The 12,289-nt window shown below is 32.2% G+C and carries 16 protein-coding genes; 13 read left to right on the top strand and 3 right to left on the bottom strand.

Annotated elements, in window-relative coordinates; genetic code table 11:
* Position 1: 1 nt before the first annotated feature.
* Entirely contained in the window at positions 2-181 is a 180-nt protein-coding gene (locus BED47_RS14065; protein ID WP_025568179.1) for a hypothetical protein, read from the top strand.
* 148 nt (positions 182-329) lie between these two features.
* Here BED47_RS14065 and BED47_RS14060 read toward each other — a convergent pair whose 3' ends face one another.
* Entirely contained in the window at positions 330-764 is a 435-nt protein-coding gene (locus BED47_RS14060; protein ID WP_069034187.1) for a hypothetical protein, read from the bottom strand.
* A 729-nt stretch (positions 765-1,493) separates the two neighbouring features.
* Here BED47_RS14060 and BED47_RS14055 point away from each other — a divergent pair.
* The 3 genes from BED47_RS14055 (at position 1,494) to BED47_RS14045 (ending at position 4,060) form a co-directional block, all read left to right on the top strand.
* On the top strand, positions 1,494-2,333 hold the full coding sequence (locus BED47_RS14055; protein WP_069034186.1) for an SAM hydrolase/SAM-dependent halogenase family protein: 840 nt from the start codon (positions 1,494-1,496) through the stop codon (positions 2,331-2,333).
* Positions 2,334-2,734: 401 nt separating this feature from the next.
* Positions 2,735-3,448 carry a WxL domain-containing protein gene (locus BED47_RS14050; protein ID WP_025568177.1) on the top strand — a complete coding sequence of 238 codons (714 nt, stop codon included), beginning with the start codon at positions 2,735-2,737 and terminating at the stop codon, positions 3,446-3,448.
* Between the two features lie 144 nt (positions 3,449-3,592).
* On the top strand, positions 3,593-4,060 hold the full coding sequence (locus BED47_RS14045; protein WP_069034185.1) for an RDD family protein: 468 nt from the start codon (positions 3,593-3,595) through the stop codon (positions 4,058-4,060).
* 30 nt (positions 4,061-4,090) lie between these two features.
* On the opposite strand, the gene BED47_RS14040 is transcribed toward BED47_RS14045, so the two are convergent.
* Positions 4,091-4,402 carry a hypothetical protein gene (locus BED47_RS14040; protein ID WP_069034184.1) on the bottom strand — a complete coding sequence of 104 codons (312 nt, stop codon included), beginning with the start codon at positions 4,400-4,402 and terminating at the stop codon, positions 4,091-4,093.
* A gap of 172 nt (positions 4,403-4,574) precedes the next feature.
* Between BED47_RS14040 and BED47_RS14035 the strand changes: the two genes are divergently transcribed.
* The 5 genes from BED47_RS14035 to BED47_RS14015 all read left to right on the top strand — a co-directional run bounded on the left by BED47_RS14035 (position 4,575) and on the right by BED47_RS14015 (position 8,379).
* Positions 4,575-5,186: a sterol desaturase family protein gene (locus tag BED47_RS14035; protein WP_069034183.1), complete on the top strand. Its 612-nt coding sequence runs from the start codon at positions 4,575-4,577 to the stop codon at positions 5,184-5,186.
* A 350-nt stretch (positions 5,187-5,536) separates the two neighbouring features.
* The gene (locus tag BED47_RS14030; protein WP_069034182.1) at positions 5,537-6,754 is read left to right on the top strand and encodes an MFS transporter; all 1,218 of its coding nucleotides are present in this window, start codon (positions 5,537-5,539) and stop codon (positions 6,752-6,754) included.
* 153 nt (positions 6,755-6,907) lie between these two features.
* A complete protein-coding gene (gene deoC, locus BED47_RS14025; RefSeq protein WP_025569238.1) occupies positions 6,908-7,579 on the top strand; it encodes a deoxyribose-phosphate aldolase in 672 nt (223 codons plus the stop codon).
* 162 nt (positions 7,580-7,741) lie between these two features.
* Entirely contained in the window at positions 7,742-7,915 is a 174-nt protein-coding gene (gene rpsU, locus BED47_RS14020) for a 30S ribosomal protein S21 (RefSeq protein WP_003152957.1), read from the top strand.
* Positions 7,916-7,929: 14 nt separating this feature from the next.
* Complete coding sequence (locus tag BED47_RS14015; RefSeq protein ID WP_069034181.1) at positions 7,930-8,379, top strand: GatB/YqeY domain-containing protein; 450 nt, start codon at positions 7,930-7,932, stop codon at positions 8,377-8,379.
* Positions 8,380-8,445: 66 nt separating this feature from the next.
* On the opposite strand, the gene BED47_RS24395 is transcribed toward BED47_RS14015, so the two are convergent.
* Positions 8,446-8,574, bottom strand: a complete 129-nt coding sequence (locus tag BED47_RS24395) for a hypothetical protein (protein WP_286162567.1) — start codon at positions 8,572-8,574, stop codon at positions 8,446-8,448.
* A 401-nt stretch (positions 8,575-8,975) separates the two neighbouring features.
* Between BED47_RS24395 and BED47_RS14010 the strand changes: the two genes are divergently transcribed.
* From BED47_RS14010 to BED47_RS13995, 4 genes are all read left to right on the top strand, one after another.
* Positions 8,976-9,440, top strand: a complete 465-nt coding sequence (locus BED47_RS14010; protein WP_069034180.1) for a hypothetical protein — start codon at positions 8,976-8,978, stop codon at positions 9,438-9,440.
* A gap of 343 nt (positions 9,441-9,783) precedes the next feature.
* Positions 9,784-10,032: a sporulation protein YqfC gene (yqfC, locus tag BED47_RS14005; protein WP_091022830.1), complete on the top strand. Its 249-nt coding sequence runs from the start codon at positions 9,784-9,786 to the stop codon at positions 10,030-10,032.
* A 48-nt stretch (positions 10,033-10,080) separates the two neighbouring features.
* The gene (yqfD, locus tag BED47_RS14000) at positions 10,081-11,268 is read left to right on the top strand and encodes a sporulation protein YqfD (RefSeq protein ID WP_069034178.1); all 1,188 of its coding nucleotides are present in this window, start codon (positions 10,081-10,083) and stop codon (positions 11,266-11,268) included.
* A 3-nt stretch (positions 11,269-11,271) separates the two neighbouring features.
* A complete protein-coding gene (locus BED47_RS13995) occupies positions 11,272-12,234 on the top strand; it encodes a PhoH family protein (RefSeq protein WP_069034177.1) in 963 nt (320 codons plus the stop codon).
* Positions 12,235-12,289 lie beyond the last annotated feature (55 nt).

Here is a 12,289-nt window from a genome sequence, read left to right as displayed (position 1 = left end):
AATGTTCTCGATAGGCAACTATGTTATGTTTAGCTTAGATGGTGCTGTGGGAACGGTTATGGAAACTAAAGATAATCATTGCTTAGTAGCTTGGGAGGATCGTGTTTGTAGTTGGGCAAGTTTCGATCTACTAAGGAAAATTAGTTGCGCAGAATTAATTCAACTTTTCACTCCAAAATAATTCACTTTTTTAAATGAATCGATATAAAGTTGGGGGCTATATGAGAGGTAAAACAACCTCCATATAGCCCCCATTTACATATTAAATCACGGATACAACCTCAAAATAAGACAACTACTACTAAAAAAAGGAAAACGGAAAAAATCTATCACATTAACCCGTATATCATAAAAACAATCCTATATGTTCTTTTTTCTATTTTCACTTTTTTTGGTTCTTGGATAGGTACTTTATCAGATTTGGATTTACATCCTACTCTATTCTTACAGGATTTAATTAAGTTATCGCTGTTTTTAGGTTTAGATAATTTTGTTTTTTCTTTTTGACCAGTTTCTAGCTTAGAGTCTTCAATTTTATAAATTATTTTGGATGGCTTAGTTGTTGTGTCTTTTTCTGTTGCTTCTATTTGTTCTGCTTCATTTGAAGGATCTGTAAAAGAGGTAAAAATAAATAAAACAAATAGGGCCCCAGTAATAATAAAATTCTTTATAGACTTTCCGTTCATTTTAAAGAAAGAGTTAATCCCCTTAATAATAAAAAATAGGATTCCTATAAGACATAGTAATTCAATAAAGGTGTACAATCGTTAGCCTCCCTATATTTCGCCACCTAATAACTATTCGTGATAGAGGACTAAATTCCCTTTTTAAAGTTAATTGGAGCGTTACTAAAGTATAGGTAAATTCCATCGGATAAAATAGTGGGTGCTATTTTCCTATGTGTAACTATTTTTTTTAAGTACTTTAGTTGTTATTGGCTTGTAATTAAAGATGGAGTGGGGTATACGTAAAATGTTCATAAAAAAATAACTCCTTTAGAACTACTTATGATCTTTTCTTTAAGTTCGTCCACTCAAACATTTAATAGGAAGATTTCTATTAATATAGAAGTGTCTAGGGTTTAGTTAAATTTTAAATTAACACCTGTCCACTTAGACGAAAAAGTCCCCGAATTGATCTAAGTTTTTTAATTTAGGATACATTATTACACAAACCTAGGGGACACTAAAGGAAATAATAAAATAATTACGTGCCAACATTTCATAACTATATACTTTTAAGTGCTAATGTTATTAATAGATATAGTATCTAACAACTATATCTTTTTTATTTGAAGTTTAAGGGCAACGTCGAAACAGACATTAAGGTTAAAAGAATTAGAATTTACCAAAACTATACAATTCCAACGTAATAATTGAGAAAAGCAAAGCTATAATTAAATTCATTCAATAAAATACGAATAATATCATTGACTAAATAATAGATTGAATTTATATTTAATTTTAAATATTCGAACAATTAGGGGTGCTTAGATGGGAAATGCATTAGTGTTTCAGTCAGATTTTGGATTACTAGATGGAGCAGTTAGCGCTATGTATGGTGTTTCTTGTAGTGTAAATCAAGATATTAAGATTTACGACTTGACCCATGATATACCTCAATACAATATTTGGGAAGCTTCTTACCGACTTGTACAAACAATGAATTACTGGCCAGTTGGAACAGTATTTGTTTCAGTTGTAGACCCAGGGGTAGGTTCAGATCGTAGAAGTATAGTGGCTCGCACAAATACGAATCACTTCATTATAACACCTGATAACGGAACGTTAACACATGTAGGCAAAATATATGGAATCGACCAATTAAGAGTTATTGACGAAGAAATTAATAGACTACCAAATTCAAGTGAATCCTATACTTTCCATGGGAGAGATATATTTGCTTTTACAGGTGCAAGATTAGCTTCTGGAATAATCGACTTCGAAAATATTGGTCCAGAAGTTGATTCAAATTCTTACATAAAATTACCAATTAAAGAATGTCATAGTGAAAATAATTCGATAACAGGAACAATTGATATACTTGATGTTCGTTATGGTAGTATTTGGACGAATATTGATCGATCAGAATTTCTCAAACAAGGTGTTTCTCATGGAGACTTTGTCGAAGTATTAATTACACACCAAGGAAGAAAAGTATACAAAGAAGCAGTAAAATATGGAAAATCATTTGCCGATGTAGCAATTGGAGAACCGATCTTATATGCAAACAGTCTAGATCAAATGGCAGTTGCTGTAAATCAAGGCTCATTTACTGATGAGTACGGAATTGATACAGGTATAGAATGGGAAATAACACTTAAAAGTAAGTAGAGAAAGATCGTACAAGTACTTTGGGGTTAGGAGAAATAGTTTTATTTTTCCTAATTCAAAATTTAAGTAATTTTTCATTGGAATTTTAACTTGGAAGTTTACTTGTATTTAAGTAAGCTTCTTTTTTTGCAGTGAATTTAAATCGGGAAATAGGAGATTTTGAATTAAAATTTATACAATTACGTGAAAAAGTTCACGAAATATATATTTTTTAATCTATTAAATTTCTAATATCTAGGGGATTTGTAAAATTAATAGTAAAATTTTAGTGAATGTTTTCACAAATTATTCACAGACAATTGTATTTTCGTTTACTATAATTGGGTGTAACTTCTAGAGATGCTAAGTCCTTTTTTGAAAGCATCTTTATATGAAAAATTTTTGTAAGGGGTTTTGATTAAATGAAAGTTTCAAAAATTGTAGCAATTGGCGTAGTAAGTTTTTCAACACTTGTAGGAGCGGCAAATACATCTTTTGCAGCTGTTACGTCTCAAGCAAATTCAAAAGCAGCTATTAATTTTACAGAAGGGTCTGGTCCTGTAACACCAGTAGATCCAACCGACCCATCAACACCATTAGAGCCAATTGGTCCTACTGATCCAACAGATCCACCTACAGGTGAAACAGGTCCGTTAACTTTGGACTTTGTTTCTTCAGTTCAATTTGGTTCGAAAGAAGTTTCAACAAGTGAACAGGTTTATTCTTCTACATCTAAAAAGCCTTTTATTCAAGTTTCTGATCGCCGAGGTACTGGTGCAGGGTGGAAAGTGACAGCAAAAGCTAGTAAGTTTACAAACGGTACAACTGAAACACTACCTGGAGCGATTCTTACTTTTAAAAATGGTTCAGTTGTAACACCAGGTAGTGGAACACCCCCAACGCCTGCTCAAACGATTACACTAAATACAGATGGATTAACTGAATCTTCAGTTGTTACAGCTGAACCTGGTACGGGACTTGGTACTTGGTTAACAAGATGGTTAGGCCCAAATCCTGATGTTAATGATGGTGCAGTAAATAATAATGTAACATTACAAATTCCTGGTGGTTCTGCAACAATAGGAAATCATGAAGCTGTTGTTACTTGGACACTAGTCGATGCTCCAGGTGTATAATTGAATCTACATATAAAAGCTTAATCGATTTTTTATTAGCCTGATAGGTACTTTCTATTAGGCTTTTATATTTTTCCGATTAAAAATTCTGTATAATTTAAACTGTCGTTAAGAACATCTTAGAAACTAAAGGTGGAGATTTTATTGGAATCGCATACTAAATTAGCAAGTAGATCAAGTAGGTTGTTAGCAATATTGGTTGATGGATTTATAACTTTTCTTTTTATTTTTGTCATTTCGATAATTACTGGAATGACAAAGTTTTCAGCATTTTTTAATCCTAATAGAGTAGACAAATTTGATATTGGATCTTCCATACTATCCATTATTAGTATCATTATAGTTTTTATACTGATCCCTACATTTGTTTGGAAAGGTCAAACAATTGGAAAGCGCTGGTTAAATATTGCAGTCGTTAAGATTGGTGATCAAGAAGTAAATTTAAAGACGATGATTATTAGAGAAATTTTTTTCATTTTAGGATACATAAAAATACCATACTTTTCATTATTAGTAGGTTGTGTTGCATTTATTGATCCGTTTTTCATTTTTTCTTCTGAACGAAGAACACTACATGATTTAATTGCAAATACAATAGTAATTGATGTTTAAAATAAAAAGAAAGCTCAGTGAGCTTTCTTTTTATTTTAAAATTTTCATTTGTTGTATATGAGCACGTGTTTCTTCAGTACCTAATTCATAAATCATTGCATAGGCTTGTTTTAAAAAATAGTCATATCCATCATTGTTTTCTTGGCTCCAATTTGTGATTGGAATGATGAAAGCAGTTTGAATACCTGCTGCTTCATCATAACTGTCAATCTGATGGAAAATTCTTTCGAGTCTATGTTTTTCATCGATTGTAGCATCGATTTCCAACTCATAAGGTGCGTCCCCTTGATTTGGAACAATTGTTTTTGCTTGAACGGACACATAATATCTCCTTTTTTCCATATAAATCTCCCTTTTACGTATTTTTGGTTATCGTTTTTATTATCCTCACCGACCAGTGCTTTATTCAAAATTAATAATCAGCTCAAATAGAACTTAAAAAGGAATTACATAAATAATATTGAAATATAAATTTGATATTAAGATAATTTAGGTATAGATGAGGGGGGATTTTATGAAGGGACTATATCGAGACTTTTTTCTTCATTTCGATATTATTGTAATGGGGGTACTTTTTTTAGTTGGAATTATTTATAGTATAGGATTTCATTTTTCGTGGATTACTGTCTTAATTTTTATTATAGGATTAATCTTTTTTATGTTTAGTGAGTACGTAACACATCGTTTCATTTTTCACATAAAGGCACCAAAAAATAAACTATTACTTAAATTTATGAAAAGAATTCATTACGATCATCATACGTATCCAGATGATTTGAAATTGTTATTTTTACCGATATGGTATAGCATTCCGAATTTAGGATCACTTTGTATAATTTATTTTTTGATATCGAAAGATCTAATTCAAACAATCGCATTTGGTTCAGGTTTAGTTTTTATGTTACTCGTGTACGAATGGAAACATTATGTAGCTCACAGGCCAATTAAACCTATAACGAAAGTAGGACGACAGATTAAAAAGCTACATATCCTGCATCATTTCAAAAATGAAAACTTTTGGTATGGTGTATCGACACCTATTTTTGATGGGATTTTTGGTACATTAAAGGATGAGAAGGAAGTAGTAACAAGTAATACCGCGAAAGCCTTAGAAGAAAGAATGTAAACTGCAAGGGAAAAAGGTATCTTGGTGGAAAAATGATTTACTTTTTATCATTTTTAAATGGTAGTTGTTGCTGCGTTATTGCCGGTTGTACGTTTTATATTATTAAAATAATGAATGAAAATGCCTAGTGTTTACACTAGGTTTTTTTGTCGGTTTAAAGCTTCTTTTATTATGAAACACCTCTATTTTATGAACTTTTCCTAATAAATTAATATTTTATAAAAATTGAAAAAAGGGTAAATATTTGATTGGTGTGCTTACTATACTGAGAATAAGGGGGGGATGATTGTGTCATTAGATCAAACTCATTTAGAAAATGTTTATAGACAGATCAGAAGAGAGAAATTCGAATGCCTAAACTAAATTACAAAAAAATTATGCTTTTAGGATTTGGATTTTTTGCAATAAGTCTTACTTGGTCGGTCTATAATGCTTTTATGCCAAAACTTTTAAGCGATTATTTAAAGTCATCTGCTTTAATCGGATTTATTATGACGTTTGATAATTATTTTGCACTATTTTTACAACCTGCCGTAGGAATGTATAGTGATCGTTTAGATACACGATTTGGTAGAAGAATTCCATTTTTAATGGTCGGTATGCCACTTGCAGCACTATTTACCTTTTTAATTCCAGTGCATAAAACACTTTTTATGTTGATCTTTTTTATTGTGTTTATGAATTTAAGTATGAGTATTTTTCGTTCTCCGGTAATAGCACTTATGCCTGATTTAACAAGAGTTGAACAAAGAAGCAAGGCGAATAGTGTCATTAATTTTATGGGTGGAATTGGTGCTTTAATTGCGTTCTTTGTAGGTTCAATTTTGTGGGATCTAAATAAAGGATTTCCTTTTTACTTGGCAGGATTTTTAATGTTATTTAGCTTTCTAATTCTTTTTTTCTTTATTAGAGAAAAAAGAGATGTCCTATATTATGAACAGGCTGAAGAAAAGGTAAAATTAAGAGAAGGTTTTCGTTCAGCTATTCAAAATAAAAGTGCATTATTTCTATTATTAGCAATTCTGAGTTGGTTCACGGGATTTAATGGAATTGAAACTTTTTTTACACGTTATGGGGAAGTTTATTTAGGAGTAAAAGTTAGTGCAGCGGCGTTTTCATTTGCTTTCATATCATTAGCATTTTTAATCTTTGCCATTCCTGCCGGGTTTATAGGAACAAAAATTGGTAAGAAACGAAGCATATTAATCGGTATATTTGGAATTATCATTGGTTTTGTTGTTTTATTTTTCTTAAAGGATTTATTATTCATCCGAATAGTCTTTTTGATTATGGGATGTTTATGGGCATTAGTAAATATTAATTCTTATCCTTTCTTAGCCGAGATGGCACCGATTGGATTTATTGGAACATATACAGGTTTATATTATTTGTTTTCATCAATTGCTAATATTATATCACCACCATTATTAGGTGCAATTATGGATTTTATTGGATACAAGTTCATGTTCTTGTATGGTTGTTTCTTTATTACAATTTCATTCTTTATGATGCTTAAAGTAAAAGATATTCATAAAACAGTTGAAAAAAATTCAAATGCATCTATATAAATTTGATGCTTTGAATTTTTTTGGCTGAGTTTTTTTAATTTTAAGCTCAGATTTCACATAATTAAAATGAAAAAACAAATAATAATCAATGCTGATATTTCAGTGTCTTTAAAGAGTATTTTTGAAAAAAACATTAGTTAGGAGCACTACAAAATGACAACTAATATCAATAAATTGATTGATCATACAGTTTTAAAACCTGAAACAACTAAATCTCAAATAGAAAAATTATGTCAAGAAGCAAAAGAACATAATTTTGCTTCGGTTTGTGTGAATCCAACTTGGGTCAGTCATTGTGCAAATTTGTTAAAGGGCTCTGAAGTTTTAGTTTGTACTGTAATTGGGTTTCCTTTAGGTGCCAATACAAAAGAAACAAAAGCGTTTGAAACGAAGAATGCAATTGAAAATGGAGCCGGAGAAGTCGATATGGTGATTAATATCGGAGCTTTAAAAGATCAGGATTATGACACTGTTGAACAAGATATAGCAGCAGTTGTTAATGCAGCAAAAGGTAAAGCATTAGTAAAAGTAATTATTGAAACAAGTCTTTTAACGAATGAAGAAAAAGAAATGGCTTCTAAGCTTTCTGTAAAAGCTGGAGCAGATTTCGTTAAAACATCTACAGGATTTTCAACTGGTGGTGCAACTGTAGAGGATGTAGCATTAATGAGAAAAACAGTTGGCCCTGATATTGGAGTTAAAGCATCTGGCGGCGTACGTGATCTAGCAAGTGTCAATGAAATGGTTAAAGCCGGAGCAACTCGAATAGGCACAAGTAATGGAATCACAATTGTCCAAGGAAACGTAGCAACAGAAGGCTATTGATTCCTTTTAATGGCAAAGGGTGTTAAGTTTCAAACTTGACATTTACCTGTTGACCTATCAATAGTTTATGTATTATAATCGTAAAAGACATGTGGAAAAGTGTTTCTTTTTTACAGTGTTTTATTGATTGTAAGTGGTAGCTTGGAGGGAGGGAAAAGTAAGATGTCTAAAACAGTCGTTCGTAAAAACGAATCTTTAGAAGATGCTCTTCGTCGTTTTAAACGTTCAGTTTCTAAAACTGGTACGCTACAAGAAGCAAGAAAACGCGAATTTTATGAAAAGCCAAGTGTAAAACGTAAGAAAAAATCAGAGGCAGCGAGAAAACGTAAATTCTAAGAGAGGGTGTTACTATGAGTCTTCTCGAACGTTTGAATTCAGATATGAAACAAGCGATGAAGGAAAAAAACAAAGACAAGTTAGCAGTTATTCGAATGGTGAAAGCGTCATTACAAAATGAAGTAATTAGCTTAGGGAATAATGTGACATTGTCAGCTGATCAAGAGTTAACAATTTTAACTCGTGAAGTGAAACAACGTAAAGACTCCCTCCTGGAATTCGAAAAAGCTGGTCGTCAAGACCTTGTGGATAAATTAAAGCAAGAGTTACTGATTCTAAAAGAATACTTGCCTCAACAATTATCTGAAGAGGAACTTCTTGAAATTGTACGTGTTACAATTTCAGAAGTCGGTGCTACATCAAAAGCTGACATGGGGAAAGTAATGAGTGCAGTTATGCCTAAAGTAAAAGGACAAGCTGATGGCTCTTCTGTGAATAAAGCTGTAGCAAGTCTGTTAAAATAAACGTCTATTTATAGACGTTTATTTTTTTTTGAGTACTGCAATACTTCGGAAGTGCAATTAAAATGTTCAAAAGTGCAAATAAATTTCACCAGCTGCAATTAAAATCTTCGAAAGTGCAAATAAAATTTCCGAAACAGCAATTAAAATCATCGAAAGTGCAAATAAAAATTCAAAAACTGCAATTAACTTCTTCAAAATGATGCTTCAGTCCATTAAATCACATAAATCTGCTTAAATTTTCACAAAACAATACGGTTCACTAAAAAAATAACCTAATTTCTTATAAAACCGCTAATTAGTTCTTTATCCACAATCCCACAGCTTCACCTTCTTTAGTCAAGGTGTAAACTTTATCTTTTAATTAAGCTCCCATATCCAGTTTGGTTGTAAATTTCTTCCTTCTTTTTAAAATCTGCATAATTCCAATTTAGAGAAAAATCCCATCTAAAGAGTCAATGAAAAAATTATTAATATTTTAGTCAATATTTAACTAAGTGTGTGATTTATATCACATATAAAATTAAAGTTATTCGGTATGATGAATTCAGATAAACAATGCATTTGTTTAACATCTACTGGTAAGGGAGAGATGAATAATGACACCGTTCGGGGATTTACACAATGATCTTGGTGGAATAGCATTTGCTTTAGGTTGGTTAATAATTGTCGTACCATTTGCATTTACATTAATCTATATTACAAGAGAGATGGCAATTGGTGATGAAGAACGACTTCAAGATGAGATTAAGCAAGGGGTTCATGACTATGCTAGATTAAATAAAAAACTAGTCAAAACAGAAACAAATCATTCACCACAAATGGAAACAACTATGGCTAAAAGGCCGATATTTATTAAGTTGATAGTTTTGATCGTAAGTGTACTCATCACTTATGTTACAGTCAAAGGGATATACGGTGATGGGAAAAGTGATCTAACTTCAATTGGTCTTGTAGTAATGTGGAGTCTTTTCTTTCTCACACAAGGGGTACTTTGGTGGGTTGCTACTTCACAAGGAAAACAAGATGTTTATCAAGATGTTACAATCCAAAAAAGAATGTAAAAACGTAAATAAATTTAAACCGAGAATAGTTATTTGTTCTCGGTTTTTTACTATGTGCCATAACTGAAAATTAATTATAAGTGGGCTCATTATAGAGACATTCGAACCCTAAATTCATTGATTGATCTTCCGTACAACACAGACGTCAGTACCCATAAAACCCAGCTTCCTCTTCATCATTTAAAAATCAATAACCCATACCTTTATAAAATCCAACTATACATCTTAAATTTCCTTTACCTTTTACTTTTTATATCATACCTTCTCAAAATTCATCATAAATATGATATGAAAGGGGGAGGAGTCTATCTTGAAAAGATTAGCGCATAATTTAAAAACATGGATGTCAAGTAAGATGGACTTACCACCAGATGTACTATTGGAATTACCACGTATTACGATGTTAGGTCAACTACATATTTATATTGAAAACCATAGAGGCTTACTTGTGTATTCGGACAATGAATTGCGTTTGTTAATGAAGCAAGGGCAGTTGTTGATTAAGGGGAAAGATTTTATTTTGAAGACGATGTTACCTGAGGAGATTTTGTTGGAAGGCGAAATTGAGCATGTGTATTTTATTAATGAATAACATCTAGAACTTACACCATGATCAGTCTAATGAACATGGGGGATTAGGATGAAAAACCAATGGACTTCAAAACTTACGGGGATGGTTCAAGTAAAAGTGATTGGGCTTGGACCAGAACGTTTTTTAAATGAATGTATGCGAAAGGGGATTCCACTTCGTGATGTGAAGAAAAGTGGAACAAATTCAATCACGTTTACAATTGAGTTGAAAGATTATAAACGGATCAAGAATATTCCTCGCAAAAAAGAGTATAAGGTTTATTTTATTGGCAGGAAAGGGCTGCCTTTTGAAGTTAAACGAGCATGGAAGTATTTTGGATTTGTTGTAGGGGTTGTTGGCTTTTTAGTTGTATTATTTTTACTTTCAAATATGGTTTGGCGAATAGATATAAAGGGTGCTTCACCTGAAGTGGAATATAAACTCCGGAAAGATTTAACTGCGATGGGTGTTAAGACTGGAGCTTCTCAATTTACTTTACCTAGAATGCAAACAATCCAGAAAAAGCTCCAAGATGATAATCCAACATTAACCTGGATTGGTGTACAATTAAATGGGACTACCTTTCATTTTGAGGTAGTTGAAAAGCATATACCTAAGCCTGAGAAGGCGTTAAGTCCACGTCATATTATTGCAAGTGAAGAAGCTGTCATTTCAAGTATGTTTGTCGAAAAGGGGAAACCTCTTGTCGTAAAGAATGACTTTGTGAAAAAAGGTCAAATATTAGTATCTGGAATAATCGGAACAGAAGAACATCCTATTTTAGTTCCCGCAGTGGGCAAAATCATGGGGGAAGTTTGGAGAGAGGAAATTATTAGTGTTCCTTTAGATACTCCGTTTACGGTGCTTACAGGAGAGAGAAAAACTAGTTATTATATTGGAACTAAGGAAAATAAAATAAAATTTTGGGGTTTTGATAAGAATAAATATAAGTCTTTTGAAGATGAAAATAGTTCGTATCAATTTAAATTTTTAAAATGGAAATTGCCGATTTTTTTCAGTAAAAAGACTACTCTGGAAAGTGAAAAATATGTAAGAACATACTCTAAAATGCAGGCTGCTCAACTTGGAAAACAAATTGGTAAGAAGGAATTAATGAAAAAGTTAAGTCCGGATGCCAAAATTTTACAAGAAAAAGTTTTGCACGAGTCAATAGACAATGGTAAAGTTAATTTAAGAATGTATTATAAAGTTTTAGAAGATATCACAAAAACGAAAACTATTGTTCAAGGGGACTGAGTAATGCCAGAACAACTACTAACGATTAATCAACAACTAGAGGATCCAAACGAAGCAATTGCCTTATTTGGTACAAACGATAAGCATCTAGAAATAATTGAAAATTTGCTTGATGTTAAGATTGTGTCACGTGGTCAATCTGTACAAGTTTCAGGTACGAATGAAGATGTGAAAACTGTTGAGCAAATCATTCAAGCTCTTTTAGAGGTTATTCGAAATGGAGTGAGTATTACATCGAGGGATGTTACATACTCAATTCAAATGGCTAAAGAAGGAAGGCTGTTATCATTTGCTAGGTTGTATGACGAAGAAATTATTAAGAATTCAAAAGGTAAACCAATTCGAGTTAAAACTTTTGGACAAAGACATTATCTTCGTGCAATTCAATCAAATGATTTAGTATTTGGAATTGGACCTGCTGGTACAGGTAAAACATATCTTGCAGTTGTCATGGCTGTTCAAGCACTAAAAAATAATAAAGTAAGTAAAATTATTTTAACAAGACCTGCTGTGGAAGCTGGAGAAAGTTTAGGATTTTTACCAGGAGATTTGAAGGAAAAGGTTGACCCATATTTAAGACCATTGTATGATGCCTTGCACGATGTTTTAGGACAAGAGCATACTGTACGTTTAATTGAAAGAGGAACAATCGAAATTGCTCCTTTGGCTTACATGAGGGGACGTACGTTAGAAGATGCCTTTGTCATTTTGGATGAAGCTCAAAATACGACAATGGCTCAAATGAAGATGTTTTTGACCCGTTTAGGATTTGGCTCTAAAATGGTTATAACAGGAGACCCTTCACAGGTTGATTTACCTAAAGGAGTAAAGTCTGGTTTAATATCAGCTCAAAATACACTTAAAGGTGTTGAGGGTATTGGTATGACAATCTTGGAACAAACTGACGTAGTTCGTCACCCACTAGTACAAAAGATTATTCAAGCTTATGATTTAGCAAAAGAATGATTCGTAGTGACCCTACATTGATAGGGTCATTTCGTATTTTTATGATGAGGTGCAT

The organism is Gottfriedia luciferensis (assembly GCF_001712755.1).
Lineage (GTDB): Bacteria > Bacillota > Bacilli > Bacillales > Bacillaceae_G > Gottfriedia > Gottfriedia luciferensis_B.
The sequence above is the reverse complement of the archived record's forward strand: the minus strand, read 5'-3'. Positions and strand labels throughout refer to the sequence as shown.